The sequence below is a fragment of the Asanoa siamensis genome, assembly GCF_016862555.1.
GTDB lineage: Bacteria > Actinomycetota > Actinomycetes > Mycobacteriales > Micromonosporaceae > Asanoa > Asanoa siamensis.
Genome location: NZ_BONE01000065.1, coordinates 1 through 26,842, shown reverse-complemented (window position 1 = coordinate 26,842; position 26,842 = coordinate 1). Strand labels below are relative to the sequence as shown.

Genomic DNA, 26,842 nt, shown 5'->3' with positions numbered 1-26,842 from the left:
GCACGGTCATAACGTCGATCAGGAGGATGCGGGCGGTTCGCCGCTCGACAACAGTATGGAACGTACGCGTTTCTTCCGCCGACCGGTGGTCTGGATCATCCTTGTGATCGCCGGCGCAATCGCGCTCAGCTCGCTGTTCACCGGCGGGCCGAGTTTCCACCGGGTCGACACCAGCGTCGCCCTCCAGCAGCTCAACAGCGGTCCTGCCCGCAGCATCCAGGAAGTCACGTTCCAAGACAAGGAGCAGACGCTCCAGATCACCCTGGCTCAGGCGCAGAAGTTCGGTGACACCAACACCAACCGGATCGAGGCGCAGTTCCCGGCCGAGGTCGGCGACCAGATCTGGAACGACGTCCAGAACGCGAAGACCGCCGACCGGATCACCGGTGACGTCGACACCCAGGTGTCCGGCGACAACGTGCTGCTGAGCCTCCTGGTCAACCTGCTGCCCATCGTGCTGCTCGTGGTGCTGCTGTTGTTCTTCATGTCGCAGATGCAGGGCGGCGGCTCGCGGGTCCTGAACTTCGGCAAGTCCAAGGCGAAGATGATCACCAAGGACACGCCGAAGACGACCTTCGCCGACGTGGCGGGTGCCGACGAGGCGGTCGAGGAGCTCCGCGAGATCAAGGACTTCCTGCAGAACCCGGCGAAATACCAGGCCCTCGGCGCCAAGATCCCGAAGGGCGTGCTGCTCTTCGGCCAGCCCGGCACCGGTAAGACGCTGCTGGCCCGCGCGGTCGCCGGCGAGGCCGGTGTGCCGTTCTACTCGATCTCCGGTTCCGACTTCGTCGAGATGTTCGTCGGTGTCGGCGCGAGCCGGGTCCGCGACCTGTTCGAGCAGGCCAAGGCCAACGCGCCCGCGATCGTGTTCGTCGACGAGATCGACGCCGTCGGCCGCCACCGCGGCGCCGGCATGGGCGGCGGTCACGACGAGCGCGAGCAGACGCTCAACCAGCTCCTCGTCGAGATGGACGGCTTCGACACCAAGGGCGGGGTCATCCTGATCGCGGCCACCAACCGGCCCGACATCCTCGACCCGGCGCTGCTGCGCCCCGGCCGGTTCGACCGGCAGATCGCCGTCGACACCCCCGACATGGACGGCCGCAAGTCGATCCTGCGGGTGCACGCCAAGGGCAAGCCGTTCACGCCCGACGTCGACCTCGACGCGGTCGCCCGGCGTACCCCTGGCTTCTCCGGTGCCGACCTCGCCAACGTGATCAACGAGGCCGCGCTGCTGACCGCCCGGCACGACAAGCGGGCGATCTCCAACGACTACCTCGAGGAATCCATCGACCGCGTGGTGGCCGGCCCGCAGCGCCGCACCCGGGTGATGAGCGACCACGAGAAGAAGATCACCGCGTACCACGAGGGTGGCCACGCGCTGGTCGCCTGGGCGCTGCCGCACTCGGCTCCGGTGCACAAGGTGACGATCCTGCCGCGCTCGCGCTCGCTGGGTCACACGCTGGTGCTGCCGACGGAAGACAAGTACACCCAGACCCGTGCGGAGATGATCGACACCCTGGCGTACGCCCTGGGCGGTCGCGCGGCGGAGGAGCTGGTCTTCCACGAGCCGACCACCGGTGCGGGTGACGACATCAAGAAGGCCACGTCGCTGGCCCGGGCGATGGTCACCCAATACGGCATGTCGTCGAAGCTCGGCGCGGTCAAGTACGGCACCAGCGGCGACGAGCCGTTCCTGGGTCGCACGATGGGCCACGAGCGCGACTACTCCGACGTGGTCGCGGCCGAGATCGACGGCGAGGTCCGCTCGCTGATCGAGCTCGCCCACGACGAGGCCTGGGAGATCCTGGTCGAATACCGCGACGTGCTCGACAACCTGGTCCTGGAGCTGATCGAGAAGGAAACGATCTCGACCACCGACATGGCCCGGATCGCGGCGCGGGTCGTCAAGCGCCCGCCGATGGCTCCTTACAACGGCTTCGGCAAGCGTCGCCCGTCGACCGAGCCGCCGGTCCTCACCCCGGCCGAGCGCGACGCGCTCAAGGTCCAGGCCGAGGCCGACGGCGCCGAGGCCCGCGTGGGCGGCGGCAACACGGGCGGCTCACCCAACAGCAACTCGGACGGCGCACACTGAGCAACATCGACTACGAGGCCGACGGTGAGGTAGAGGAACTCGACTACCTCGCCGCTCGGCTTGTCGACGGCAAGCTCACCGGCCGCCCGGTCGAGGACACGGTCGACCTGGGTCGCATCGAGAAGGCCGTCCGCGAGATCCTGATCGCCATCGGCGAGGACCCGGACCGCGACGGCCTGGTCAAGACCCCGCTACGGGTGGCCCGGGCGTACGCGGAGCTGTTCGCGGGCCTGCGGGTCGACCCGTCCCAGGTGCTCAACACGACCTTCGACGCGGCTCACGAGGAACTGATCCTGGTCCGCGACATCGAGGTCATGAGCGTCTGCGAACACCACCTGCTCCCGTTCAAGGGCGTGGCGCACATCGGCTACATCCCGGGCCCGAACGGCCGCATCACGGGCTTGTCGAAGCTGGCCCGCCTGGTCGAGATCTTCGCGCGCCGCCCCCAGGTCCAGGAACGCCTCACGGCCCAGATAGCCGACCTGCTGATGACCAAGCTCGAACCCCGCGGCGTGATCGCGGTGCTCGAATGCGAACACCTCTGCATGGCGATGCGCGGCATCCAGAAGGACGGCGCGAAAACGGTCACGTCCGCGGTCCGCGGCATCTTCCAGAGCGACGCGAAGACCCGCAGCGAAGCGATGGCCTTGATCATCGGCTGATCTTTAGAGATCAGGATTCCTGCCCGGGTCCGTCGTGGTCCGGACCGTCGCTCCCGCCGGACACCGCTCGCTCCGCTTCGCTGCCAGGTCCGCAGGGGGGTTCTTTCACCGGCGCGCCGTGGTGAATGACGACGTCGGGCCCCCCGGCGACATCTGTGCACCCGCGGGCGGCGGGCTCTCGACGTCATCAAGGCGCGGATCCACGAGCAGCTCGACGCCCAGTTCGAGGGGCGCGAGAAGCCAGGTCGTAGGCGTGCGCGCTCGTCTTCGGCAGCGGCAGGTGCGGACTCCCGCGCCACGGCCCCGGTGCCACAGCCAACATCAACGACGAGGCCGCTGACAGCCCCGACAGCCGCCACAAGGCGCCCGGCGGTGCGATTATGCCGCCCGCCCCCGCCCATAGCCCCACGATCTGATCAAACGCCGCGTGTGGCACGGACCGGCCGCCGCAAGGGCCGCGTCGGCGGCAGCCGCGCTCCTCACCCATACGGCGGTCTCTGTGACCTCAGCGCCACAAGCCGCGGGGCCGGCACCAGACAGCGTGCCGTGGGACTTTGCTCTGCACCCATATACGCACCACCCCTCGCGACCTGCGGTGCGTATATGGGTGCAGAGCAAAGCGACCGGACCGTAGGGACCGCGTGGGTCGTCGTGCGGCCCCTACGGCCGGCCGGCTATCCGGCTGTTCGCGTGAGGGTTCGCGGTGCGGGAGTCGGGTGTGTCGGAGTCGCTCGGCGTTCCGTCAAGGTCAGTGCCAGGACGGCGACCGCCAGGAGGAGGGAGCCGGCCGTCATGGCGGGCGTGAGGTGTTCGTCGAGCCAGAGGACCGCGATGACCGCTGCCGCCAGCGGCTCCACGAGGGTGAGGATGGCCGTCGTCGTCGCGCGGACGACCGCCAGACCCGCGAAGAACAGGTCGTAGGCCAGCGCGGTGGGCACCAGACCGAGGTAGGCCAGCAGGGCGAGGGCCACGACCAGGTTGCCGGACGTCGGCAGCGGGCCTTCGGCCAAGGCCAGCGGCAGCAGGCAGAGCAGACCCACCGCGAAAGCCCCAACCGTCGCCGGGATCCCGCCGGGCTGGCGGTCACCGCCGGTGACCTGGTCATCGGCGCTAGCGTGCTCGCCGCGGTCGCCCTGGTCATCGACGCCGGTGTGCTCGCCGCGGTCGTAGGTGTTCTCGGTGACTTGGCCCATGACCAGGCGGCCGCCGTCGTCGTGGGGCAGCTCGGGACGGGTGAAGCGCGGGCTGCGGTTGAGCAGCGTCACCACCGCGTACCCGGCCGCGGAGAAGAGGGCGCAGGCCAGCCCGAGCGCCGGGGCCGAGCCGGAGCTCGCGCCGCCGCCGGCGACCAGGAGGAGCAGACCCGCGAGCGCCAGACCCGTCGTCACCGTGCCGCGCCGGCCGAGGCGTTCGCCCAGGGTCAACCGGGCACCCACCGCGATCAGGATCGGGCCGGCGCCCAGGGTGACCACCGTCGCCACCGCCAGGCCGGCGTAGGCCACCGCGGCGAAGTAGGCCGTCTGGTAGACCGCCAGGCCGACGCCCGTCGCCACCACCTGGCGCCAACCCTGCCGGGCCACCGGCCGCCGGCGCCGCGCCAGGTGCGCGAGCGCCAGCACCGGCAGGGCGATCGCGAAGCGCCAGAACGAGACCGCGAGCGGGCCCATGTCGCTGGTTTCGTAGAGGACGGCCGCTACGGCGCCGCCGGTGCCCCAGGCCACGCCGGCCAGGAGGATGTAGAGGATTCCCCGCCCGACGGGCAGGGTCGTATTCGAGTGCACTGAGATCTCCGTGTCATCGCCGCCCGGGCGCCACTCGACGACCCGGGCTCGGGAAGGAAGCGAGCGAGCCGGGTCAGCTAGCGATGTGCGCTAGCGAGCGGTCGGCGGCGAAATCACGGAGTGCGGCACCCGGCGACCATACCGTGGCGGGCCGACAGGCCCGCCGGGTTTCCCACACCGCGGACCTGGCAGCGCAGCGCAGCGGAGCGGTGTCCGGCGGGAGCGACGGTCCGGACCACCGCGGACCCGGGAACGCTGGATCTTGGTTTTCAGACCATGCTGCGGAAGGTGTCGGCGGAGCTCATCGCGTTGGCGGCCAGCGACTGCGCCTCGTCGAGCCGGACGCGGGCCTGCTCGAGGTACACGATCGCGTCCATGATGGACGGATGGCCCGACCCGACGGCCGTGAAGCGCAACCGGGTCAGGGCCTCGTCGAACGAGTCCGCGACGCCGCGCAGCGTCTGCAGCGCCCGCTGGGTCTGGTCGACGGACGCCGCGACGCTGAGCTTGACCTCTTCGACGTTCGGCATGCGGCCACCTAACCGGTGATGGCCAGGACCGCCTGGCCGATGACGAGGACGAGGACGGGTGCGAGGCAGACCGCGGCGCCGATCGGCAGGGTGCGGTCGACCTTGCCGCCGGCCGGCGCCGGGAACGCCGCGCCGATCGTGGCCCAGGCGAACGCGAGCGCGGCGAGCGGCAGGAACAGGCCGCAGCCGAACGAGTATTTGGTCATCGCGGTGCCGTCGGCGGTCAGCAGCAGGGCGATCTGCACCACGAGCACCGCGGCGGCGAACGGGCCGTATACGAGCATGTTGCGCAGCCAGGTGCGGGTCGGCAGGCGCGTCGGTGGCTTGGGTAGCGCGGCGCCGGGCACCCCGAGCAGCGCGGCGTCGGCGCGGTCGGCGGTGGAGCGGGCCTGGTGCAACGCGGACAGGACGGCGCCCGGACCGCCCGTCACCGCGCGCCCGGCCAGGTCGGCGTCGGCGGGGGTCGGGCGCAGATCGGTATCGAGGACGCCGGCCTCGCGCAGCCGCGCCTGTTGCGGCACGAGCCGGGCGCGGACCGAGGTCAGTTCCTCGCGAGCCGCCCGTACGGTCTGCGCCTGCTCGCCGGCCGCGGTGGCCGCCCCGCGCCGGACGGCGTCGAGTTGCTGGGCGGCGGCGCGGTATTCGGCCCAGGCGGTGGCGGGATCGGTGTCGTCGCGCCGTTGCGGCTGCCCGGCGCCGTGGTCGTGGCGCTGATGCGGGACCGGCAGCGGGGAGTGCTGGTCGGGCAGCGCGCCGTTGATCGGCTGGTCGGTGGTCATCGGTCGGCCTCGGGGCGGGCGAACGGCACGATCACCGACGTGCGGTCGGTGTGCCGGTCGTGCAGCAATGCCCGGTTGTCCCGCGGCTGCCAGTCGACGGGGCGGCTGAGCAGCAGGCTCACGTCGGACGCCGGGACGTTGAGGAAGACCAGGCCGGCGACGTCCTCGCGGGCGGCCGGGCCGACCTCGTCGGTGAACCTGCGCAGGCCGCGCCACCACGACAGCAGGTGCACGCCGCGGCCGGGACCGGTGCGCAGCACGAGCCGCAGCCGGTCGGGCGGCAGCGCGCCCCCGGCCATCGCGTCCATGCCGAACACCACCATGTAGCCAGGGTGGTCGATCGTCAGCGCGTCCGCGAGCCCGTTTGCGGTGACGATCTCGACGTCCTGGCGTTCGGCCAGGTCACGGGCGAGCTGCTGGGCGATTTCATCACCCTCAGCGACAAGCGACGAGATCACGAACCGGGCGGTACGCGGGGCGTGGTGCGCGGCGACGGCCCGGGCCGCCGCGTCCAGCACCCCGGCGCCGGCGGCGCTCGGCCCGATCACCGCGAGGTGCCGTCCGGGCGCGGTGTCGAGCGGGAACGTCGCCGTGCTGAGCGGCACGTCGATGTGGCGGCCGACCAGCGCGGCGGGGCGGGTGGCCCGGCCGGCGAGCGCCGCGCGGTAGGTCGGGTCGTCGTTGAGGTGCTGGTGCGCGTACCCGGCGAAGACCTTCGGCGACTGCGCGTCGGTCGCCCGGCGTTCCCAGAGCGCGTGGCGCAGCTTGACCAGGGCGGAGCGGTCGGCGTGCGGGTCCGGGAAGCGGATGACGCGCTCGTGGCCGCGGGTCGCGCCGCGCGGGCCGCCGAGGCCGCCGGCGGTGTTGACGACGGCGGCACCGAGCGGGAGGCCCGCGGCCGCGTCGTTGGTCGGCTCGAGGACGTCGCCGCCGCCGGGAAGCGCTACCCGGACCGGGAACTGGCCGAAAATCGAGTCGCGCTTGGTGTAGAGCGCCTCGACGCCGAGCACGGTCTGGCTGGCGAGGACCAGATGGATGCCGTACGAGCGGCCTTTGCGCGCCAGCGACTCGAGCAGCGCGACGGCTTCGGTGGCGGCGCTGTCGGTGCCGGCCAGCAGCACCTGGAACTCGTCGATCACGCAGACGATCCGGGGCAGCGGCTGGGTCTCGCGCAGGTCGGTGAACCGGGTGACGCCGGCCCGTTTGTAGGCGACGGAGCGGCGGGTCATCTCGGCGTCGAGTTCGCGGAGCACGGCCAGGCCGTACTCCCGGTCGGACTCGACGCCGACGGCGCGGGCGTGCGGCAGCCAGCTGCGGTCGCGCTCGGTCGGCACGAACTCGGCGAACGAGATGCCCTCTTTGAAGTCGAGCAGGTAGAGCGTCATCTCGTCGGGGCTGTAGCGGGTGGCCAGGCCGTACAACACGTTGATGAGGAAGGCGGTCTTGCCGGCGCCGGACCGACCACCGATCATCCAGTGTGGAGTGAGGTCGTTGAACTGCAGGGTGACCGGCCGATCACCGTCGTGGCCGACCACGGTCGCCAGCCCGGCGGCGGAGTCGTCGTCCCAGGTCTCGTCGGGCAGCACGTCGGCGAGCGCGAGCCGGGCGCTGGCGGCGAACCGGGCGCCGAGCTCGGCGCAGACCCGCTCGAAGAGGTGCGGCGGCGGATCGTCGTCGAGGAACACGGGCGCGTTGAGCCCGTTGTGCGGCGGCGTCGCGAAGGTCGCGCCGGGCGGGTCACTGACCAGCGCGTACGGGTTGCGCAGGGCGATTCGGGTGGCGAGCGGCAGCGGCTGCTGGGTGGTCTCGAGCGTGAGCGGCGGCGGGGGCCAGCCGGCCACGACGAGGTGCAGCCCGGCGTCGGGCCCGGCCTGCGCGAGCGCGATGATCCGGGCGAGGTCGGCGGCCTCGGTCAGCTCGGGCAGACTGGCGATGACGACGAGGAGGGTACGTTCGCGCCGGTTGTGCCGGACGGCGTTGGGCCGGGCGGGGCGGACCCACTGCTCGGCTTCGGCGAGCACGGCGCGCAGGGCTGTCCGGTCGGTGGCCGGCGGCGGCATGAGCCCGGCATCGGCGAGACCGGCGAACGGCGCGAACACGAGCCCGGCACCGGCGGCGTCCACGGCCCGCACGAGCAACGACCCAGCCGGCGCGGCGGCGAGGAGCCTGAGCAACACCCCCCGGATCAGCCCGGCCACCCGCGGATCCCGGGCGTCGGCGTCGACGGTCAGATGCCCGCTGCCGAGGAGCGGGACGATGGCGGGGAACCGGGCGTCGTCGAGGGGTTGCGCGGTCCCGATCCGCACGAACGCGGGGAGCCGCTGGCCGCCGAGCGGGGTGTCCTCGAACCGGGCGTCGAGGTGCCCGCCGAGCCACCCGGGCGTGAGCACCTGGGCGGCGGCCCGCAGCCGCTCGGCGAGCTCGTGCTGGGCGCGCTCGTCGACGACGGGCGGCCGGACGACGCCGATAGCCACCTCAGCGGCATCGATAACGGCAGCCGCCTGCCGATGCAACGCGGCGGCCTCCAAGGCTCGCGCCTGCGCCCTCGACACAACGCTCACCTCCCACGGGTGACGGTATAGCAGCGCGCCAGAATGTCCCACGCTCCCCACCGCGCGCCGCCGGGCTAACCTCGGCATGTGGCCGCCGTATCCCCCGCAAGCACGACCCCGCCCGAGCGAACGGTCCGCCCGCTCCGCCTGTTGACGATGGTCCTGGCAGGCGTCGTCGCCCTCCTCTGCCTGGGCGGAGTAGGCGTAGGCATAAACCTCTACGACGAAGCCACCGCCATCGACCGCGGCGAACCGGACGTGATCGTCGACAACTACTTGCGAGCGCTGCTGCAAGAACGCAACGAGGTTCGAGCAGAGTCGCTCGAATGCTCACAAGACAGTGAGCTTGAGCCCATACGCGCATTTCGTGCCGATGTCCAGCGGCGCGAGGAGGGCTTCGGGATCACGATCTTCGTGTCCTGGGGACCGTTGACCGTTACCAACGCCGACAACGATCGGCTCGTTTCGTTTGAGCTGACCCGAACCATTCAGGGGGCCGAGCGGTCCACCCAGGACTGGCAAATGCGCGTCATCGACGACGGCGGTTGGAAGGTCTGCGGCGCTCAACCGGTCAGCTGATCACTCGATCCAGAGCAGGTGCACCGGAACCTCAAGAGTCTTGGGGGCCTGTCCGCTCCAGGCCCACCGGTACCACTCAAGTTCCGTGGCGAGGCGTACGCAGATGTCACCGTCCGCGTTGGTGTGGACTTCCGTTACTGCACGCAGGTCGCGCCGTTCGACTCCGTCAACGACCTGGATGATGCGCCGTCCTGAAATAGCGTCACCATCAACAGCAGGTAACGGCACGCGCGTGGCGGGGGCGTCCAACGAGACCAGCCGAGATATGACGTCGCGGTGCGCGGTGGCAGTCGTCTCGGCGCGGCCGAGTGTCTCGACCCAGACTCGCTCGACCGGCACCAGTGGTGCGAAGACCTCGATCTGCTCGGATTCCGCGCGGTACCACTCCTGCTCCGGTATTGCCGGCACGTACGTGCGACTGCCCTGGACGATGCGGTCGTCGGCCCGGAGATCGCCACGCCAGCCGGCACCCGGGAACCCAACGATGAGGCGTCGCCCCCTGAGGTCTTCGACGCTCGCGGCCGCCACCGGCACCAGTGGTCGGGGTGGTCGGGGTGCCCAATCGGGTTGACCGGCAAAAGGGTCCGGCATCGGCTCGCGGCTCATCCGTCGTCTCCGATCCCGCCGCCACAAGCCGGCTTTAGGTGCCGGTGCCTAGCGGCGCACCCTTCTCCCGCATCCACGCCATGGGGTTCGTCGCTCCGGAGGAGCCACGATCTCCGTTCAAGTGCACCTCAAAGTGTAGGTGCGGACCCGACGAGTGGCCGCTCGTGCCGACGATGCCGATCGGCTGACCCGCGGCGACGGTCTGACCCACCTGCACCTTGGGGCGATACAGCATGTGGCAGTAGCGGGTGATCACCTCATCGGCGTGCTTGATGTCGACATACCACCCACAACCGGGTGTTGATGGTGAGCCGTCTCGGTCGCATCGGAACGGGGGGAAAGGGTCGTTGTCGCAGCGGGACACGATCACAGTGCCTGCAGCTGCGGCGAGGATGTCGTCACCACGCGCGGCACCTAGGTCGACGCCTTGGTGGTCGGGCCGTGAGGCGGTGCGGAAACCGGAGACCAGCCCAGCCTTCACCGGGGCGGTCCATCCGGACGCCGCCACCTCTCCCATCGCCGCACACGCCAGGGCGGCGTTGGCCCCGGCTGCCCGGGCAGCGCCATCGGCCAGCAAATTGACGATCTGCGCTGCGTCCGGTTCGTGTTTCGCATAGGCGTCGGGAAAAGCACTGCGCTGCACCCGTTGCGCCGCATCGGTCAGCGACATTCGTTCCCACCCACGAACCTTGACCAGTTTCTCGTAGAACTTACGGCTCGCGTAGGCGGGGTCCTGCACCTGCTTCGGGCTGCCCCACCCCTGGCTGGGCCGCTGCTGGAACAAGCCGAGTGAGTCGTGGTCGTTCCTGGCGCCTAGATAGCCGTGGTTGGTCAACGACGACTCCTGCATCGCTGTCGCCACGGCAATCACCCAGCCCTTTGGCGGCACCTTCAACTCCGCGCCAACGTTGATGATGGTCGAGGCGTTGCGGAGCTGCGCTGCGCTGTAGCCCGAGAGGCTTGGCATGTCACCGTTGGCGGGCAGCGGCCCGCCGGCGCCACAGCCATAGGTTGAGAGTGCTTGGTCGTCGTTGCTCAGCCCGTCGAGGAAGAAAGCTGCCGTCCCGCCCGCACAGCAGAGCAGCGAGAGGGTCGCGGTGAGGGCCACAAGCAGGACGACCCTGCGCGGACGGCGTCGCCGGGCCGCGCCATCCAGGTCCCCGGTCAAGGTCATCCGCGCTCCCAGTCAACACCGTCCACCAGCCACCGGCCCTTCTCGACGACCAGTCGGAGTACGAGAATCCCCGAGTCCACGGGAAATGAGACTTCGGCCAGGCCAGTGCCCTGAGGAACGACAGTTGCCTGGCCGGTCAGCCGCTCAGCCGGGACAACTACCGGATCAACGCCCTCCAGCTTTGTTTCGAGAGTCGCAGTCGCGTGGGCCGCCAAAGCCGCATGCCATGCGTCTGCCTTCGCTGTGCGATTGAGCCAGGCCTTTGCGAAGGTTTCAGCTACCGCCGCCGGCTGTCGGGCGCCCGGGCTCAGGCTAGGCCCAGGGTCGAGGGTAGCGGCTGTCGGCTCGACGACGCCGTCGTCGCCTTCGATCGAACCGGAGGACTCGGGAGGCGTCGACGTCTCGAACGGTTGGGCGCTTCCGGTCGATCTGTCATCGGGGCCGGACATCGCGCGGGCGACACCGACGACGGCGAACACGACGATGGCGAGGGCCACGGCAATGCCTACTCGCGAGCGGAGAACCGAGGTACCGAGGAGTGAAAGTACCCGCCGCACGGTGTCACCTCGCCTCGGAGCGGACTCGTGGCGGTGTGGTCGGCACGTCCTGGGGCGAATCCGGCCGATATATCGCGTAGCTCGCGGGCGCGCCCTGTGGCACGTCGGGTTCGACCCATCGAGCCGGCTCGCGACGGCCCGACCTCGCGGGCGCGCGCTCGGCCGCGGGCGTAGGGCCGTCTGGTCGCTCCTCCGGTCGGGTCCGCTCGCTTCCGGTAGGTGCGCCGTGACTCGGGTCTTCCAGTCGGGCTTCAGGCCTGAGCGAGGTCTGCTCGGCTACGACACCGCGGCCCTTGCCGAACCGTGGCTCGGCAGTGCCGCCCGGCTCGGCGACGTCGAGCTTGGCAGCCTCCCGCATGTCGCGGAAGAACCGTCGGTGCCACGAGCCGGCCGAGCTGATGGCGGCCGTGTTGTCCTTACCGCCGAGCTGAGTAATGCGTCGGTACGGCCGGAGCAGTAGCCAGCCGACAACGCCGGTGAGCCACACCAGAACGACCTGAAGCCAGCCAGGAAGGGTGGGCGTGTTCATAACGAGATCGACAGCGAACAGATAGATCGCAGCGCCGGTCCCGAAGATGGCGATATTGAAGACCGCCGCGACAACGGCGTTGGCGAGCCGACGAATGCCCGCGCTCGCTGGCCGCATCATGCCGATCGTGCCGAGGATCGGTGCGGCGATCACGGCCCACCGGAAGATGAGGAATCCGAGGAGGACGAGCAACGAGGCGGTGAGGTCGAAGAGGGCGAACAGGACGGCGGCCAGAAGCGCGATGAAGCCGGCACCGACTCGATCCATGTCCCGTTTGCCTTGGAGGTATTCGTAAGCCTCCGGGTCCTCCGCCTTGATTCGTTCCGCGACCTTCATCCATTGTGTTTGCTTGAACGCGATCGTCTGGGCGCGGGTATCGGGATTCTGCCGGATCCGCTCAGCTTCGTCCCACCGCAATGATTTGGCGTCATATAGCGCCATGCCGTATTTCTTGGCGGTCTCGCTGTCTGCCGATCCGAGAACGCCACGGAGCCAGTTGCGGTACAACATCGTCTCGGTGACGGTGTCGCTGGCCCGTACGGCCGGCGGCCGACTGTCCTTACACGCCGCTGGGTCACCCAAGACGCAGGGATCGATGTTGTCTGGGCGTGGGCCGACGGCGTCATGCACGACCCCCAGCGCGCTTACGAGCGTGCTGTCCGCGACGTTGGCAGATTTCACGGGCCAAGCGGCGAGCGCCGTCACCGCGACCATGATCAGCAATGCCCAACCGGTGGTGGTCATCGCGTTGCTCATGTCGGATTGACGAGAGCGCCACAGGAGATACAGGCCAACGACCGCGAGCGTGATCCCACCGAAGACGGTGAATACCTTCGTGTAGACGGCCTTCGTCGCTTGGTCGACCAGCGGGTCCGCCCACCCCCACATCGACTTCGGATCCCAAGCGCGTTCGCGCACGGCGTTGGACGCGCCGACGACCGCCGTTGCGATCATGAATTCGCCGTTTGCGACCGTCGTCAGGAAGCGATAGTCCGGATGGAGCACCGTAGAGGCGCAGCCACCTTCGATGTCGTAAGTGGAGTAGCTGTAACCGGCGTAACCGTAGTCGGTGTAGATGCCCGCGACGCCGGAGCGTGGCACTCCCTCGGGTCGTCCCGCGAACCACCCTGCCAACCCCGAGTCCGGGTTGCCGGGGTTCGGCGCGTTCAGACACGTCAGCCGATTTGCGCCCACTTCCGGGAGCTTTGCCACGCAGGCGCGGAAGCTTGTTTCCCATTCAGCGATCGTGCAGACATCGCCGGGAGCTTTCGTCGGGACCGGGGACGCGGTGGCGCCCAGGGCCGGCCAGCTGATGGTGGCCACGGCCGCCACCAGGAGGGTTAGGACCAGAGAGGCTAACCGTGCTCGCGGGCGAGCCATCTACTCCTCCAGGTCGGCGAGGGGTGGCGGCGGGAGGATGGAGGGGGTGTTCGCCGCCGCTGCTGGGGTTGTGTCCAGGTGGTCCAGGAGGCCTTGCACGTACGAGACGTCCACCCGGATCTTCTGGACCCGGCCGTCGACGTCGCGCATGACGAATTCGCGGAAGCCCAGGCGGGTCGCCGAGGACGTGTCCACGTTGGAGAGCGACGCCAGTGTTGCCTCGTAGCCGTCGTTGACCGGGACGCGTAGGAGGCGCAGTGCCTCCGACGCGATCTCCTGATCCTCCGCGATGCGGCCCACGAAGACCGTCGACACCAGGTTCTGTACGTCCAGGCCCAGGATGTCCCGGGGGTTCTGTGACGCCACCAGCGCCGCCAGGTTCCATTTGCGGGAGTCGCGGGCCAGGCGCACCAGGAACGAGCGGCCCGAGCGCCAGCCCTCCATGAAGTGGGCCTCGTCCAGGCCGACCATCTTGCGGGACGACATCGAGCCGCCGTAGCAGCGGCGGACCGCCAGGCGGTGGGCCGTGTGCAGCATCGGCAGCGCGAGCGCCTCCTCCGCCGACCAGTACTCCCGTTCGATCTTCAGGTCCGGCAACCTCAGGCCGGCCATCGTGATCACCGTCAGCGCCGCGTCGGCGCCGAGCAGGTGCTCCGGGGGGCGGCCGAAGAAGAGCAGGGCCAGCGGCATCTCGGCCGTGTCGAGCAGCAGGTTGGCCAGTTCCTTGCCGTCGTCGTCGTCCATCCCGGCCAGGCACGCCACCACGTCGTCGAGCGTCGACGTCTCCTCGGCCGGGACCTGGCGCACCGCGTGCCGCAGCAGCGTGGCCGTGGACGCCTGCCGCGCGACCTGCGGCGGCACCAGCATCTGGCAGATGTCCTGCACCAGCATCCGGCGCTCGGCCCGAGAGTTGGACACCGCGATCTCGTACTCCCGGTCGCCCGGCGCACCCAGCGAGAACTCGGTGCGCAAGGGCGTGGGAATCAACGCGTACGGCGCCAGCGTGCCGGCCTCGGAACCCGTCAGATTGAGTACGCGGGAGAACGGCCGCAGCTCCGGCATCGCGCACAGCCGCGCCAGCGGGCCCGACGGGTCGAGCAGCGTGACCTGCACGCCGCGCCGGGCGGCGAGGTAGCCCAGCGCGCCCAGCAGCGTCGACTTGCCACCGCCGGGCTCGGCCACGAAGACCGAGAGTCCGGACCGCTCGCGGATCTCCATCGGGAAGTGCAGGTCGAGGAAGACCGGGCGGCGGCAGGTGCCGGCCGTCCGACCGATCAGGTCGCCGCGCCGGTCACCGACGGTCGACGCCGCCTGGGGCAGGGCCGCGGCCAGCAGCTTGACCGGCATGCGGCGGATGTAGCCGGTGTTGGCGATCGGCTCGCCCGGGATGAACTCGCGGGCCAGCCGGTCCTGGTTCTTGGGGTGCTGAAGGGTGACCCGCAGCTCCCGCGAGTAGAGCTGGATCAGCCGGCGGGCCCGCTCCAGGCACTCGTCGCGGGTACGGCCGCCGACCGCGATGCGGTGCCAGCCGTGGGCCCGGGCCGACTCGACCGGCAGCCCCGTGGTCATCTCGTCGCCGATCACCAGGGCGCGCTTGGCCAGCCGCTCGAGCTCGGGCGGGGCGTCGATGCCGTGCTCGGCGTAGTCGAGCTGCTGCGACCGGATCATCCGTAGCCGGTGCTCGAGGTTGCGGAACGAGTCGCCGGAGCCGAGCACGTCGACCCGGGACGACAGCTCCATCGGCCACGGCAGCCGCTCGTGGAAATGCATCCACGGCTCGTGCCGCTCCGGGATCTCCAGCGGCTCCATCCGGCCGACGGCGAGCACCGCGACGTGGCGTTCCTCGCCGGTCATCCGGTTGACGAGCTTGACGGTCGAGCCGTACGGGGTGCGGTAGCGCTCGATCTGCTCGGTGAGGCCCAGCAGGTCGCCGCGCTCCCACTGGCCGTTGGAGACGGGGGAGAGCGCGGTCGGCGGCGTCATGCACAGCGCGACCGACCGGTAGACCAGCCACTCCAGCTCGGCGGGGGTGACGCGGCGGCCGCGCATGCCGAACGCGCCGAGCACCTCGTCGAACTGCTCGACCGTGCGGCCCAGCTTGCGCCGCTCACCCTCGGCCACACCGCGGCCGAACGTGCGCAGCACCCGCTCGCTCAGGCTGTTGCCGAGCGAGCGGCGGGCGAACGTCACGCCGAGATAGGTCTGGCCCTCGGCGTGGTTGACCGAGAGCAGGTGCCGCTGCGCCGCGACCAGGTGGTCGGACCACGATGTCGCGCCCGGCACACCGGCCAGCGGCGCCGGGGTGTGCGCGTCGACTGTGCGCGCCCACTCGTCGGCCGGGAACGGCCGGGTGGTGCGGCGCAGGTGCAGCCGGAAGCCGGCGAGGCCCGCATACTGCTCGGAGATCGCGGAGAGCAGCGCCTCGCGCTCGGCGTCGGGCCGGAACGCCCACCGCACCTCGGGCAGCCAATACCAGGCCGTCACCGTGTTGGGCGTGAAGGTCAGGTGCCCGGCGATCTCGGTGATGGCCAGGCCGATGGCGGGATCGCGGTCGCCGAACTTGATCGCCGGCGGCTTGACGATCACCGGCTTCCGGGCCGGCTCGCGCTTGTCCTTGCCCTTCCGGCGGGGTGGCTGCGCGGGCTCGCGCACGATCGGCAACTGCGCGCCGGGCACGTCGGGCGCGCGCTCCGGACGCGCCGCGACCTCCGCGCCGCGTTCCGGTGCCGACGGCAGCGGGGGTACGCCGGAGGCGGGCCGCCGCGGTCGCGCCTGCGACTGTGGCGCGGCCAACCGACTCGTAGCTGGCGGCTCAGCCCGCCGGCGCGGCTCGGGCCGATTCTCCGGCCGCGGCTCGGGTAGGAGGTCAGGCACACCCCCCGCCCGGTTGGCCCGGCTCACGATTCGCTGCCGATCGACCGGCCCGCCCTGCCCACCGCCCGCCTGCGACTCGACGCGGGAGGCCTCAGCCCCGGTCAACCGCGCCGACTCACCTCCGCCCCGGCGCTGCGCCTCAGCGGACCGACGCGTCGGCTCGCCATACGGCTCGCCGCTACCGCGGCCGGACTCGGCGTGCGGGTCGCCAGTCCGGCGGCTCGGCTCGGTGTATGGCTCGGTGGTCCGGCCGGTCGGCTCGGTGTACGGCTCGCCGGTCCGACGGGTCGGGTCGTTGTGCGGGTCGCCGGCCCTGCGGGTCGGCTCGGTGGTCCGGCCGGTCGGCTGGGCGTGCGGATCACCGGTCCGCCGCGCCGACCCGGCGGACCCGCGGTTCAGCTCGGTGGCTCGCCCGGTCGACTCGGTGAACGGCTCGACGGACCGCCCGGAAGGCTCATCAGCCCGGCGGGCCGGGTCGGTGGTCCGGCGGCCCGGATCGGCGCGCCGATAGGCCGCGTCCGCGGACCCGTAGCCCGGGTCAGTCGATCGCGTCCCCGCCTCGGCGCCGGGCGGCAACGCCGCCAACTGCGGATCCGCCGCCGCGCCGTTGCCGTTCGCCGCGTGGCGCCCGCCCGCGGCGTCGACCGGTCCGCCCTGCGGCGGGGCCCCTCCGCCGAACAAGTCGAGGAACGGCGAGTCGATGTCGGCCTCGGGCGGCGAAGGCCGACGCCCGCCGGGCGTGGACCGCCCCCGCTCGTCGCCCGACCGGGACCGCGGCGGGCCCGGCGCCTGGAACACCGCCACCGAGCCGTGCCCCGGCGTCGTCACCAGCTCGTTGTCGGTGCGATCCTCGTCAAGATCCGCCTCAGGGTAGTCGCTTGATCGCGCACGGTGACCATGGTCTCCGGACTGCGCGTCGGCCGGACGGGACTCCGGCGGGACGGGTCGGTTCATGCGAGGACCTCGCTCCGTTCCCGGGTCATACCAGCTCCTCGCGAATCCGGATCTTGGTCGCGATCAGGCGTGGGTCGCGCTGCTCGACGGCGGGCTCGCGGGTGCGGCGCCAGTCGGTGAGCGCGGTGCGGATCACCATGCGCGCCGGGCGGTCGGGATCGACGTGGCGGAAGATGAACGAGGTCGTCACGATGGCGAGCGCGATCTCCCAGGCCGGGAAGAGCTCGACGTTGAACGTGAAGAGCCAGTGGATGAACATGTAGAGCGGCACGAGCAGGATGAACAGCCCGTATTGCGCATAGGGCAGGTGGACCGGAAGCGTGTATCCCGGCGGGCCCAGGTAGACCAGGCGAGCCCGGTAGATGTCGTCGTCGGTGCGCAGCCGCATCTCGTGCTCCGCGGGCCTATTCGAAGATCAGCTTGATCAGGTAGTCACCGACGAAGAACAGTGTCGCTGCCCCGGCGATGAACGCGAGGCCGACGATGGCGATGGCCGAGCTGGTCAGAACCTTCGAGATCTCACCCTTGCTCGCGCGGCCAATGAAGATCACGCCTAGGACCGCGAGCAGGATGGGCGCGACCTTGCCAGCGAAGAAGCTGACGATGCCCTGGGTGTCGATGCCCTTCGGATCTGCCTCACCCGCGATGACATGGGCGAGCACGCCCGAGGCGGCCTGCGCGGATGCGCCCCACGCCTGCTGGACGAGCTCAGTGGCGATCATCGGAAAAACCTCCCCGGTGCCGACGGCCGGCGGAGCCGCGGCACTGTGATTGTCAGGCCTTCGGGTGACGTTCTGTCGTACGCCTTGTCCGCCGGCCCGGGTGTTGTGCGCTCACCGCTAACGGTGTCTCATACTCGGGTGTTTTGTCCCGGTTTCGGCCCGTCTCCTCCGTCTTGACGCCGGAATCATTAGCAATTGCAAAGCGTACGGCCGAGCCCTGCTTCGAACAAGCTACGAGGATTCCGCCCCGCTGTGCCCGCTGGTCCGAACCGGGACGCGTGTGGCTGGTGTGGCACACGAGTTCGAGATCAGGGGCATGAGGCCTGTTCGGTACGGTCTACGGGTGGCCGATCTGCTGCGGTCGCCCGACCCGGTGGTGATGGGCGTCCTGAACGTCACGCCCGACTCGTTCTCGGACGGCGGGCGTTATTTCTCCACCGACGCGGGCGGCGGACTGGCGGCCGCGGTCGCGCACGGCGTCGCCATGCACCGCGACGGGGCCCACCTGGTCGACGTCGGCGGCGAATCCACCCGCCCCGGCGCCGAGCGGGTCGACCCCGAGACCGAGGCGGCCCGGGTCCTCCCGGTGATCCGCGAGCTGGCCGCCCACGGCGTGCCGATGAGCATCGACACCACCCGGGCCAGCGTCGCCGCGGCCGCGCTGGAGGCCGGCGTGACGGTGGTCAACGACGTCTCCGGCGGCCTCGCCGACCCCGACATGGCCAAGGTCGTCGCGGACGCCGGCTGCCCCTGGGTGCTGATGCACTGGCGCGGGCACTCCCGCCGGATGGCCGACCTGGCCAACTACGACGACGTGGTCAAAGAGGTACGCGACGAGCTGAGCCAGCGGGTCGACGACGCCCTGGCCGGCGGCGTCGCCCCGGACCGCATCGTCGTCGACCCCGGGCTGGGCTTCGCCAAGCGGGCCGAGCACAACTGGGAGCTGACCGTGCGCCTGCCCGAGCTGATCGCGCTCGGGTACCCGCTGCTCTTCGGCACCAGCCGTAAGTCGTACCTCGGCCGGCTCCTGGCCGGTCCGGACGGCACGCCGCGGCCCGTGGACCAGCGCACCGCCGCCACCGTGGCGACCAGCGTGCTGGCGGTCGCCGCGGGCGCCTGGGGCGTCCGCGTGCACGACGTGCGGGAAACGGCGGACGCGATCGCGGTGTGGCGGGCCAGTGGACGCCCGCGCCTGGCGCTACCTGGGGAGCGGCATGACTGACCGGATCACCCTCAAGGGCCTGCGGGCCCGCGGCCGGCACGGGGTGCTGGCCACCGAGCGCGCGCAGGGGCAGGACTTCCTCGTCGACGTCGTGCTCGAGCTCGACCTGGGTGCGGCGGCCCGCGACGACGACCTGACGAAGACGGTCGACTACGGCGTGCTCGCCGGCCGGCTGGTCGAGGTGATCACCGGCAAGCCGGTGGACCTGATCGAGACGCTGGCCGACCGCCTGCTCGACGTCTGCCTCGACGACGAGCGGGTCCAGACGGCCACGGTCACCGTGCACAAGCCGCACGCGCCGATCCCGCACGAGTTCGCCGACGTCTCGGTGCGGATGCGCCGCGGGAGGGCCGACCACTGACCCGGGCCGTGCTCTCGCTCGGCAGCAACCTGGGCGACCGGCTGGCCCACCTGCGGGCCGCGGTCGCCGCGCTGCGGCCCGCACTCGTCGCCGTCTCCGGTGTCTACGAGACGCCGCCGTGGGGCGATCCCGACCAGCCGAGCTACCTGAACGCGGTGGTCGTCGTCGAGGACGAGGCCGCGACGGCGCGGGACTGGCTGCGGCGGGCCAACAAGATCGAGAACACCGAGGGTCGGGTACGCGACCCGGAACGGCGGTTCGGCCCGCGCACCCTGGACGTCGACGTGATCACCGTGACCGCCGCCGACGGCCCTGTCCTCAGCACCGACCCGGAGCTCACCCTCCCGCACCCGCGGGCCCACCTGCGGGCCTTCGTCCTGCGCCCGTGGGCCGACCTGGAGCCCGCCGGTGAGCTGCCCGGACACGGCCGGCTGGCCGACCTCCTGCGCGCCGAGCCGGTGGCGACCGACGTCGCGGCGGTACGTGCACGACCGGATCTGCGGATACAGTCGGCGGGATGAGCCAGCAGCCTTCCCCGCGCGGCCACGGCCCGCACCGGCCGCGGATGGGCCCGACCCAGCCGGCGACGCTGGTGCTCGCCGCACTGGTCGCCGCGGCCCTGGCCTGGCTGCTGGTCAGCATGACCTACGCGAGCCTGCCCGACCTGCCCTGGTCGCCGACCGCCGTGCTGGCGGGGCTGGGGGTGCTGGAGGGTTATCTGGCGCTCAACACCCGGGCCCGGGTCGCCCGCAAGCCCGGCCGCCCGCCGGTCGACCCGCTGGCGGTCGCCAAGTTCGCCGTGCTGGCCAAGGCGTCGTCCCTGGTCGGCTCGATCTTCGGCGGTTTCTTCGCCGGCCTGCTCATCTTCCTGCTCTTCAAGCACACCGACGCGGCCCGCGGTGATCTGCCCGCGGCGATCGGCGGCACCGTCGGATCGATCATCCTGGTCGTCGCCGCGCTGCTGCTCGAACGGGCCTGCCGGGTGCCCAAGCGGCGCGACGAGGACGAGAACCGGGACGACGACGCCCGGTCGACCCACCACTGACCTCGCGTCAGCAGTGGCCCAGCACAGGGGGTGACGTCCGGGCACTGCGCGGTTAGGGTGCGTGCGAACGGTAGGAAGGCGCACCTGATGGGTTACGACGACTCGATCTACCGGCGCCGCGCGGGCGACAGCACCGACGCGGGCCAGCCCGGCGACTACGGCGACGACTACCCGCCCAGCGACTTCGGCGTCGGTGACCTGCGGGTCGCCGAGCCGGCGGACACGGGCAGGCAGGGCGTTCCCGCGGCGGTCCTCGACGACGTGTTCGACGACCCGCACCACGGGGAGCCGGGCCGCGACCGCATGGCGTTCCACATCGTGTGGGAGGTCGTCCTGCTGCTCGCGGTCGGCGGGGTGGGCTACCTGCTGGTCCAGCAGGACTCCGCTGCGTTACGGGGCAACGCCCTGGAGTTGCTGCTGGTCGGCGCCGCGGCGCTCGGGCTGCTGGCGGCGGGCGCCGGCATGACCCTGCGGGCCGGGGCCGTCAACCTGGCGCTCGGTCCGGTCGCGGTGGCCGCGGCGCTGCACTTCGCCGAGCAGGGCGACCGCGGCATCGTGCCGACGCTCGCCCAGGTCACGGTCGCGGCGCTCGTGCTGGGCCTGGCGACCGGCCTCGTGGTCGTGGTCTTCCACGTGCCCGGCTGGGCCGCCAGCCTCGCGGCGGCGGCCGGCACGCTGGTGTTCATCGAGCGCCGCCCCGGGCCGGTCGACGTGCAGGGCGGCTACGACCCCACCCCGCACGCTCTCTATCTCTTCGTCGGCGTCGCCGTGGTCGCGGTCGTGGCGGCGCTGCTCGGCACCGTCAAGTCCGTGCGGCGGGCCGTCGGCCGGTTCCGCCCGGTCGCCGACCCGGCCCGGCGCCGCGGGTCGCTGGCCGCCGTGCTCACCGCCGCCGCCATCACGGTCTCGATGCCGCTCGCGGCCGGTGCGGGTGTCCTGCTCGCCGCCGCGTCCGAGGGTCCGGTCGCGCCGACCAGCGGGCTCGAGTGGACGGCGCTGGCCGTCGGTGCCGCGCTGTTGGGGGGCACCAGCGCGTACGGCCGCCGGGGTGGCATCTTCGGCACGGTCCTGGCGGTCGCCCTGCTCGTCGTCGGGCAGCGCTACCTCGCCGAGCGCGGCTGGGAAGAGGTCACCACGGCCGCCCTGGGCGCCGGCGCGGTGGTCGCGGGCCTGCTGGTGACGCGCCTGGTCGAGACGTTCGCACGGCCCAAGTCGGCCGGCACCGACGACACGGCCTGGCAGACCACGACGCCCCGGGGCAACTCGGGCAGCACCCTCGGCGACCGGGCCGACTCCTGGTCGTCGCTGCCCGCGCAACCGACCGAGAGCCGCTCGGTGGGCTGGGACACCGAGCGCTGGAACAACGACCGCTGACCCGGGCGTCATTCGGTCCGCCGGGCTACGCTCGGATCATGACCGAATCGCCGGAGTTCGCCGCCCTGGACGCGCTGTCCACGGAGGAGTTGCGCGAGCGGGCGTTCCACGTCGCCCGCGAGCGTCTCGACGTGCGTTTCTTCTGGTCGGTGCTGCGGCACCTGCCCGACGCGGAAAACGCGGCGAGCCTGGACGGCGCGCTCAGTTCAGCCGGCTCCTACGTCGACGAGGCCGTCGCGCTGTTCCGTGAGTTCGAGGGGCACGACTTCGGCGACGAGGAGCCGCTGCTGCGGGCCAAGTTCATCGACTATCTGCTCAAGCACGACGCGCCAAAGGCACAATAGCCGCAGATACCCCCCGTAGGTTTCATTGACGGAGACCAACGGGAAATACCGGCGGCATGGCTCTCACCAACCGGTACAAGTCCGCCACCGGATCGGGCACCATCGCTGCCCTGGTCCTGGTGCTGGTCTTCGGTAGTCCCTGGTATCGCGACTGGGTCAACGACAACTACACCGACCAGACGGCCGGTGGTTGGTTCCTGCGGCTGCTCTCGTACCCCGCATGGCGCTTCGACTCCAGTGACCGGCTCCAGGACGTGCTCGCCGACGACCTGCGCGCGATTCTCGTCGTGGTGCTCACGGCGCTCTTCCTCTACCTGCTGCCCGGCAGCCAGCTCGCCCGGGCCCGCGGCACCGTCAGCCAGCTCTTCGCCGGCTGGTCCGCGTTCGTCTTCGCCGGCGCGTTCGCCGGCCTGATCACCGCGCTGGTGCGCTACAACCCGACGCTGCTGAACGCGTTCGGCGCCGCCGGCCAGGGTGCCACGTACGGCCTGTTCGTGGGCTGGATCATCGGCCTGGCCACGCTCGGCGGCTGGCGCGGCACCCGCAGCTGACGGAGGTCGAGGGACCCGGTGCGGCCGGGTCCCTCACTCCGCCGGGTAGTCGATGCTCAGGATGCGGTGCCGGCTGATCACGCCGGCCGTCCGGTCGCCGTCCTTGACCTCGGCGTAGTCGGCGTTCCGGACCAGCATCAGGGCCAGCGCGTCGTAGAGCGAGACGCCCAGCTCCACCGACGGCAGGGGAGCCGCGGCGGCCGGCACGCCGGCGGCCGGGGTCAGCATCTCCTCGGTGACCGGGAGCACCGCGAGGCGCCGGATGCCGCGGTCGCTGCCGACGAACTCGCGCACGAACGGCGACGCCGGCTCGCCCAGCAACCGCGCGGGCGTGCTGAACTGCTCGAGGTGGGCGCCCTGCGAGAGCACCACGATCCGGTCGCCCATCCGGACGGCCTCGTCGAGGTCGTGGGTGACCAGCACGACCGTCTTGCGCACCTCGGCCTGCAGGCGCAGGAACTCGCGCTGCAGCCCGGAGCGGGCGATCGGGTCGACGGCCGAGAACGGTTCGTCCATCAGCAGGACGACCGGGTCGGCGGCCAGTGCCCGCGCGAAGCCGACCCGCTGGCGCTGGCCGCCGGAAAGCTCGTGCGGATAACGCTTGCCGTAGCGCGCGGGGTCGAGGCCGACCAGGTCGAGCAGCTCGTCGGCCCGCTCCCGGATGCGCTGCTTGGGCCAGCCGAGCAGCCGGGGCACCGTACCCACGTTGGTGTGGATCGTCTGGTGCGGGAAGAGGCCGACGTTCTGGATCACGTACCCGATGCGGCGCCGCAGTTGGACGGCGTCGGCCTGGGTGACGTCGTCGCCGTCGATCAGGATCTGGCCCGCGGTCGGCTCGACCAGCCTGTTGATCATGCGGAGCACGGTCGACTTGCCGCAGCCCGACGGGCCGATCAGCACGACGAGTTCGCCGGCGTTCACGGAGAGGCTCAGCTTGTCGACGGCGACGGTGCCGTCCGGATACTGCTTGCGCACCTCCCGCAGCTCGATCGGCGCCGCCTTGCGATCGGTCGGAGCGCCGGTTCGGCTCTCCGGGGTAGCGTCCACCTATGTCCCTCCGCGACCTGGCCTATCAGGAAGCCCCGAATCCCTGGTTCTCCTGGGACTACATCCGGACCAATTCGAGCACCATCCTTGACGCTCTTGGCGAGCATGTCACGTTGACGGCGGAAGCCGTCGCCCTCGCCGCCGTGGTCGCGATCCCACTTGGCGTCGTCGCGTACTGGTACCGACCGCTGAGCGGACCGATCCTGGTGACGAGCGGTGTGCTCTACACCATCCCGTCGCTGGCGCTGCTGGCGTTCATCGCGCCCGCGGTCGGGCCGACCAAGTCGACGTCGGTGCTGATCGGCCTCGTGCTCTACGCGCTGTTGCTGATCGTGCGCAACACGTTGGCGGGGCTCAACCAGGTGCCGCGTGACGTGCAGGACGCGGCGACCGGCATGGGGTACGGGCGGTGGAGCCGGCTGCTGCGCGTGGACCTGCCGCTGGCGCTGCCGGGCATCCTCACCGGGCTGCGGCTGGCGACGGTGTCGACCGTGGCGTTGGTCACGATCGGCGGGCTGATCGGCAAGGGCGGCCTCGGCAACCTGATCCTCGGTGGGTTCCGCAACAACTTCTTCAAGGCCGAGATCACCACCGGTGCCATCCTGTGCGTGCTGCTCGGGCTGGTGCTCGATCTGCTCCTGATCGGGACCGGACGGGTGCTGACCCCGTGGACCAGGAGAGCCCGATGAACGTCGTGCAGTCGGCCTGGACCTACCTCAACGACCCGCTCAACTGGACCAACCCGGGCGGGATCCTGGACCGCCTGGGCGAACACCTGGTGATCTCAGCGTCCGCGGTGGCGATCGGCCTGGTGATCGCCTGGCCGCTGGGTGTCTGGCTCGCCCACTCCGGGCGCGGTGGCGGCGTGATCGTGCTGCTGTCCGACCTCACGCTGGCCATCCCGACGATCGCGCTGCTGACGATCCTGCCGCTGTCGTTCATCGGCTTCGGCAAGCCGCCGACCATCATCGCGCTCGCCGTGTTCGCGATTCCGCCGCTGCTGGCCAACGCGTACACCGGCGTGCGCCAGGTCGACGCGGAGACCCGGGACGCGGCGCGCGGCATGGGGCTCTCCGGTTTCCAACTCCTGCGCCGGGTCGAGTTGCCGCTGGCGGTGCCCTATCTGGCGGCCGGTTTCCGGACGGCCTCGGTGCAGGTCGTCGCGACCACGGCGCTGGCGTCCTACGTCAACGGCGGCGGTCTGGGCCAGATCATCGCCGAGGGGTTCGGGCTCGGCACGGCCGTCGCCGGCGGGCAGATCCTGGCCGGCGGTGTGCTGGTCGCGCTGCTCGCGCTGCTGGCGGAAGGCGTGCTGGCGCTGCTCGAGCGGATCGTCACGCCGGCGCCGCTGCGGCCGGCCCGGCGGCGGGCCGACCGTGAGGCCGTCGCGACCGGGGCCGCCTGACCGTCCGATTTATCCGGAGCATCCGGTTGCGCGCTCCGATACGTAACGGGCATCACTACGCGACAGTGACAATCCGATGACAACATCCTCGGATTCTTGTCGGTCCCTCCTGCCAACATGTTGGGTGAGAAATCGCGGACGGGAAGCTTTGTCCCTCCGTCCGTCGGACACGCGGCCGGCCCAGACGGGTCGCGCCGGGACACGGAAGGCGGGCATTCACATGCGCGCAGTTTCACGGCTCGCGATGGGGGCGACAGGCGTCCTCTTCGTGGCTGGACTTCTCGCGGGTTGCGGAGAGGCCGGTTCCTCCGGCACCGAAGCACCCGCTTCCGCCGCCGCGGGTGCGGGTTGCGCACCGGTGGCCGGCGACCAACTCGTCGTCCTCCAGGACGACAAGAACCTGCAGAACAGTGACAACGTGGTCGCTGCCATCAACACCAAGGCGGCCAGCCCGCAGGTGGTCGCGGCGACCAACAAGGTCGCCCAGTCGCTCGACACCCCCAAGCTGATCCAGCTCAACCGGGCGGTCGACGTCGAGCGCAAGACCTCGGCGGTGGCCGCGCAGGAGTTCGCGACCGCCAACAACCTGACCGCGGGCATCGAGAAGGGTCCCGGCGGCGACATCATCGTCGGCGCCGCCAACTTCAGCGAGAACGCGACGCTCGGCGAGCTCTACAAGATCGCGCTGACGGCGGCCGGTTACAACGTGACCGTCCAGACGATCGGCAACCGCGAGCTCTACGAGCCGGCGCTGGAGAAGGGCGACATCCAGGTCGTCCCGGAATACGCGGCCTCGGCGCTCGACTTCCTCAACGGCAAGGTCAACGGCGCCAACGCGCAGCCGCTGTCCTCGCCCGACATCAACCAGACGATGTCCCAGCTCCGCCCGTTGGGCGAGAAGGTGGGCATCACGTTCGGTGAGCCCTCGGCCGCGCAGGACCAGAACGCGTTCGCGGTCACCAAGGCGTTCTCCGAGAAATACGGCGTGACCACGCTGTCACAGCTCGCGGAGAAGTGCTCCGGCTCCGCCACCGTGCTCGGTGGCCCGCCCGAGTGCCCGCAGCGCCCGAAGTGCCAGCAGGGTCTCGTGGCCACCTACAACTTCAACGCGGGCAAGTTCAACTCGCTCGACGCCGGTGGCCCGCAGACCAAGAACGCCCTGCGCACCGGCTCGATCAGCGTCGGCCTGGTCCTGTCCTCCGACGGCGACCTAGCCACCACCTGATCACACCGCCCACGGGCCGGCGCCGCGCCATCGGGTGCCGGCCCCGGGCGGTTTTCTTGGAGCGGAACTCTCGGTAGGCTTCCGACCCATGCCGACGAGCGACGACGACGAGCAGTCGCGGGGCCGCTCGCCGCTGCGGCTGTTGTTCTGGGCCGGCATCGGGTTGGCTCCGATCGCCATGCTGTTGCTGCTCGTAGCCGACGGTAACGGCCCGCTGCGGATCGCCGCGGTGCTGGCCGTCCTGGCCGTGGTCCTGATCGGACTCTCGCTCGGGCTGCGCGGCGACAGCGACGCACTCCGGGGCGACCTCGAGGACATGGTCGCCGACGAGATCGACGGCCTCCAGAACGACGTACGCCGCGACATCGACACCGCCGCGCGGGCCGTCCACCGGCAGCTCGGCGAGAAGATCCAGGTGCTCCAGCAGAGCGTCGAGGGCATGCGTGCCCAGCTCGACGCCCAGCGCGCAGGGCCCCGACCGCCCAGCGTCGGCG

At 71.0% G+C, this 26,842-nt stretch carries 26 protein-coding genes; 14 read left to right on the top strand and 12 right to left on the bottom strand.

Annotated elements, in window-relative coordinates:
* Positions 1-55: 55 nt before the first annotated feature.
* Entirely contained in the window at positions 56-2,095 is a 2,040-nt protein-coding gene (ftsH, locus tag Asi02nite_RS30610) for an ATP-dependent zinc metalloprotease FtsH (protein WP_203717472.1), read from the top strand.
* A 5-nt stretch (positions 2,096-2,100) separates the two neighbouring features.
* Positions 2,101-2,757, top strand: a complete 657-nt coding sequence (gene folE, locus Asi02nite_RS30605; protein ID WP_203717486.1) for a GTP cyclohydrolase I FolE — start codon at positions 2,101-2,103, stop codon at positions 2,755-2,757.
* Between the two features lie 674 nt (positions 2,758-3,431).
* Here folE and Asi02nite_RS41915 read toward each other — a convergent pair.
* The 4 genes from Asi02nite_RS41915 to Asi02nite_RS30580 form a co-directional block, all read right to left on the bottom strand.
* The gene (locus Asi02nite_RS41915; RefSeq protein WP_239127269.1) at positions 3,432-4,538 is read right to left on the bottom strand and encodes a DMT family transporter; all 1,107 of its coding nucleotides are present in this window, start codon (positions 4,536-4,538) and stop codon (positions 3,432-3,434) included.
* A 269-nt stretch (positions 4,539-4,807) separates the two neighbouring features.
* A complete protein-coding gene (locus Asi02nite_RS30590; RefSeq protein WP_203717471.1) occupies positions 4,808-5,068 on the bottom strand; it encodes a hypothetical protein in 261 nt (86 codons plus the stop codon).
* A gap of 8 nt (positions 5,069-5,076) precedes the next feature.
* Positions 5,077-5,847 carry a hypothetical protein gene (locus Asi02nite_RS30585; protein WP_203717470.1) on the bottom strand — a complete coding sequence of 257 codons (771 nt, stop codon included), beginning with the start codon at positions 5,845-5,847 and terminating at the stop codon, positions 5,077-5,079.
* Positions 5,844-8,321, bottom strand: coding sequence for an FtsK/SpoIIIE domain-containing protein (locus Asi02nite_RS30580; protein WP_444541779.1), 2,478 nt, complete (start codon positions 8,319-8,321; stop codon positions 5,844-5,846). The genes Asi02nite_RS30585 and Asi02nite_RS30580 overlap by 4 nt, the downstream gene beginning before the upstream one ends.
* A 228-nt stretch (positions 8,322-8,549) precedes the next feature.
* On the opposite strand from Asi02nite_RS30580, the gene Asi02nite_RS30575 reads away from it, so the two are divergent.
* Complete coding sequence (locus Asi02nite_RS30575; protein WP_203717468.1) at positions 8,550-8,978, top strand: hypothetical protein; 429 nt, start codon at positions 8,550-8,552, stop codon at positions 8,976-8,978.
* On the opposite strand, the gene Asi02nite_RS30570 is transcribed toward Asi02nite_RS30575, so the two are convergent.
* The 7 genes from Asi02nite_RS30570 to Asi02nite_RS30540 are packed head-to-tail and all read right to left on the bottom strand — an operon-like array spanning position 8,979 to position 17,774.
* Positions 8,979-9,584 (bottom strand): hypothetical protein, encoded by a 606-nt coding sequence (locus tag Asi02nite_RS30570; protein ID WP_203717467.1) that lies wholly within the window; start codon positions 9,582-9,584, stop codon positions 8,979-8,981.
* Between the two features lie 34 nt (positions 9,585-9,618).
* Positions 9,619-10,758: a M23 family metallopeptidase gene (locus Asi02nite_RS30565; protein WP_239127267.1), complete on the bottom strand. Its 1,140-nt coding sequence runs from the start codon at positions 10,756-10,758 to the stop codon at positions 9,619-9,621.
* Complete coding sequence (locus Asi02nite_RS30560; RefSeq protein ID WP_203717466.1) at positions 10,755-11,315, bottom strand: hypothetical protein; 561 nt, start codon at positions 11,313-11,315, stop codon at positions 10,755-10,757. Before Asi02nite_RS30560 ends, Asi02nite_RS30565 begins: the two co-directional genes overlap by 4 nt.
* Before the next feature lie 4 nt (positions 11,316-11,319).
* Positions 11,320-13,224, bottom strand: a complete 1,905-nt coding sequence (locus tag Asi02nite_RS30555; RefSeq protein WP_203717465.1) for an MFS transporter — start codon at positions 13,222-13,224, stop codon at positions 11,320-11,322.
* Positions 13,225-17,052 (bottom strand): ATP-binding protein, encoded by a 3,828-nt coding sequence (locus Asi02nite_RS30550; protein ID WP_239127265.1) that lies wholly within the window; start codon positions 17,050-17,052, stop codon positions 13,225-13,227. It lies immediately after the preceding gene.
* A 25-nt stretch (positions 17,053-17,077) separates the two neighbouring features.
* Positions 17,078-17,440, bottom strand: coding sequence for a hypothetical protein (locus tag Asi02nite_RS30545; protein WP_203717464.1), 363 nt, complete (start codon positions 17,438-17,440; stop codon positions 17,078-17,080).
* Positions 17,441-17,456: 16 nt separating this feature from the next.
* Complete coding sequence (locus Asi02nite_RS30540) at positions 17,457-17,774, bottom strand: hypothetical protein (protein WP_203717463.1); 318 nt, start codon at positions 17,772-17,774, stop codon at positions 17,457-17,459.
* A gap of 379 nt (positions 17,775-18,153) precedes the next feature.
* Here Asi02nite_RS30540 and folP point away from each other — a divergent pair, with 379 nt between their 5' ends.
* From folP to Asi02nite_RS30505, 7 genes are all read left to right on the top strand, one after another.
* Positions 18,154-18,996, top strand: a complete 843-nt coding sequence (gene folP, locus Asi02nite_RS30535; protein ID WP_444541780.1) for a dihydropteroate synthase — start codon at positions 18,154-18,156, stop codon at positions 18,994-18,996.
* Positions 18,989-19,357 carry a dihydroneopterin aldolase gene (gene folB, locus Asi02nite_RS30530; RefSeq protein WP_203717461.1) on the top strand — a complete coding sequence of 123 codons (369 nt, stop codon included), beginning with the start codon at positions 18,989-18,991 and terminating at the stop codon, positions 19,355-19,357. The genes folP and folB overlap by 8 nt, the downstream gene beginning before the upstream one ends.
* Positions 19,354-19,878, top strand: coding sequence for a 2-amino-4-hydroxy-6-hydroxymethyldihydropteridine diphosphokinase (folK, locus tag Asi02nite_RS30525; RefSeq protein ID WP_203717483.1), 525 nt, complete (start codon positions 19,354-19,356; stop codon positions 19,876-19,878). The genes folB and folK overlap by 4 nt, the downstream gene beginning before the upstream one ends.
* Positions 19,875-20,402, top strand: a complete 528-nt coding sequence (locus tag Asi02nite_RS30520; RefSeq protein WP_203717460.1) for a DUF3180 domain-containing protein — start codon at positions 19,875-19,877, stop codon at positions 20,400-20,402. Before folK ends, Asi02nite_RS30520 begins: the two co-directional genes overlap by 4 nt.
* An 87-nt stretch (positions 20,403-20,489) precedes the next feature.
* A complete protein-coding gene (locus Asi02nite_RS30515) occupies positions 20,490-21,776 on the top strand; it encodes an ABC transporter permease (protein ID WP_239127264.1) in 1,287 nt (428 codons plus the stop codon).
* A gap of 38 nt (positions 21,777-21,814) precedes the next feature.
* Positions 21,815-22,120 (top strand): hypothetical protein, encoded by a 306-nt coding sequence (locus tag Asi02nite_RS30510; protein WP_203717459.1) that lies wholly within the window; start codon positions 21,815-21,817, stop codon positions 22,118-22,120.
* Between the two features lie 56 nt (positions 22,121-22,176).
* The gene (locus Asi02nite_RS30505) at positions 22,177-22,671 is read left to right on the top strand and encodes a hypothetical protein (RefSeq protein ID WP_203717458.1); all 495 of its coding nucleotides are present in this window, start codon (positions 22,177-22,179) and stop codon (positions 22,669-22,671) included.
* A 33-nt stretch (positions 22,672-22,704) separates the two neighbouring features.
* Here the strand turns inward: Asi02nite_RS30505 and Asi02nite_RS30500 are convergent, their stop codons facing one another.
* Positions 22,705-23,718 carry an ABC transporter ATP-binding protein gene (locus Asi02nite_RS30500; RefSeq protein ID WP_203717457.1) on the bottom strand — a complete coding sequence of 338 codons (1,014 nt, stop codon included), beginning with the start codon at positions 23,716-23,718 and terminating at the stop codon, positions 22,705-22,707.
* Positions 23,719-23,720: 2 nt separating this feature from the next.
* Here Asi02nite_RS30500 and Asi02nite_RS30495 point away from each other — a divergent pair, with 2 nt between their 5' ends.
* From Asi02nite_RS30495 to Asi02nite_RS30480, 4 genes are all read left to right on the top strand, one after another.
* A complete protein-coding gene (locus Asi02nite_RS30495) occupies positions 23,721-24,407 on the top strand; it encodes an ABC transporter permease (RefSeq protein WP_203717456.1) in 687 nt (228 codons plus the stop codon).
* Entirely contained in the window at positions 24,404-25,123 is a 720-nt protein-coding gene (locus tag Asi02nite_RS30490; RefSeq protein WP_203717455.1) for an ABC transporter permease, read from the top strand. Before Asi02nite_RS30495 ends, Asi02nite_RS30490 begins: the two co-directional genes overlap by 4 nt.
* Positions 25,124-25,343: 220 nt before the next feature.
* Positions 25,344-26,348: a glycine betaine ABC transporter substrate-binding protein gene (locus tag Asi02nite_RS30485; protein ID WP_203717454.1), complete on the top strand. Its 1,005-nt coding sequence runs from the start codon at positions 25,344-25,346 to the stop codon at positions 26,346-26,348.
* Positions 26,349-26,436: 88 nt separating this feature from the next.
* On the top strand, positions 26,437-26,842 hold a 406-nt coding region (locus Asi02nite_RS30480; protein ID WP_239127259.1), incomplete at its 3' end, for a CCDC90 family protein.

Excerpts from the sequence above, each read along its gene's own strand:
- ftsH (WP_203717472.1), top strand. The coding sequence starts at position 56 with ATGGAACGTACGCGTTTCTTCCGCCGACCGGTGGTCTGGATCATCCTT.
- Asi02nite_RS30590 (WP_203717471.1), bottom strand. The coding sequence starts at position 5,068 with ATGCCGAACGTCGAAGAGGTCAAGCTCAGCGTCGCGGCGTCCGTCGAC.
- Asi02nite_RS30585 (WP_203717470.1), bottom strand. The coding sequence starts at position 5,847 with ATGACCACCGACCAGCCGATCAACGGCGCGCTGCCCGACCAGCACTCC.
- Asi02nite_RS30570 (WP_203717467.1), bottom strand. The coding sequence starts at position 9,584 with ATGAGCCGCGAGCCGATGCCGGACCCTTTTGCCGGTCAACCCGATTGG.
- Asi02nite_RS30565 (WP_239127267.1), bottom strand. The coding sequence starts at position 10,758 with ATGACCTTGACCGGGGACCTGGATGGCGCGGCCCGGCGACGCCGTCCG.
- Asi02nite_RS30555 (WP_203717465.1), bottom strand. The coding sequence starts at position 13,224 with ATGGCTCGCCCGCGAGCACGGTTAGCCTCTCTGGTCCTAACCCTCCTG.
- Asi02nite_RS30550 (WP_239127265.1), bottom strand. The coding sequence starts at position 17,052 with ATGAACCGACCCGTCCCGCCGGAGTCCCGTCCGGCCGACGCGCAGTCC.
- Asi02nite_RS30545 (WP_203717464.1), bottom strand. The coding sequence starts at position 17,440 with ATGCGGCTGCGCACCGACGACGACATCTACCGGGCTCGCCTGGTCTAC.
- Asi02nite_RS30540 (WP_203717463.1), bottom strand. The coding sequence starts at position 17,774 with ATGATCGCCACTGAGCTCGTCCAGCAGGCGTGGGGCGCATCCGCGCAG.
- folP (WP_444541780.1), top strand. The coding sequence starts at position 18,154 with ATGGGCGTCCTGAACGTCACGCCCGACTCGTTCTCGGACGGCGGGCGT.
- folB (WP_203717461.1), top strand. The coding sequence starts at position 18,989 with ATGACTGACCGGATCACCCTCAAGGGCCTGCGGGCCCGCGGCCGGCAC.
- Asi02nite_RS30520 (WP_203717460.1), top strand. The coding sequence starts at position 19,875 with ATGAGCCAGCAGCCTTCCCCGCGCGGCCACGGCCCGCACCGGCCGCGG.
- Asi02nite_RS30515 (WP_239127264.1), top strand. The coding sequence starts at position 20,490 with ATGGGTTACGACGACTCGATCTACCGGCGCCGCGCGGGCGACAGCACC.
- Asi02nite_RS30510 (WP_203717459.1), top strand. The coding sequence starts at position 21,815 with ATGACCGAATCGCCGGAGTTCGCCGCCCTGGACGCGCTGTCCACGGAG.
- Asi02nite_RS30505 (WP_203717458.1), top strand. The coding sequence starts at position 22,177 with ATGGCTCTCACCAACCGGTACAAGTCCGCCACCGGATCGGGCACCATC.
- Asi02nite_RS30495 (WP_203717456.1), top strand. The coding sequence starts at position 23,721 with ATGTCCCTCCGCGACCTGGCCTATCAGGAAGCCCCGAATCCCTGGTTC.
- Asi02nite_RS30490 (WP_203717455.1), top strand. The coding sequence starts at position 24,404 with ATGAACGTCGTGCAGTCGGCCTGGACCTACCTCAACGACCCGCTCAAC.
- Asi02nite_RS30485 (WP_203717454.1), top strand. The coding sequence starts at position 25,344 with ATGCGCGCAGTTTCACGGCTCGCGATGGGGGCGACAGGCGTCCTCTTC.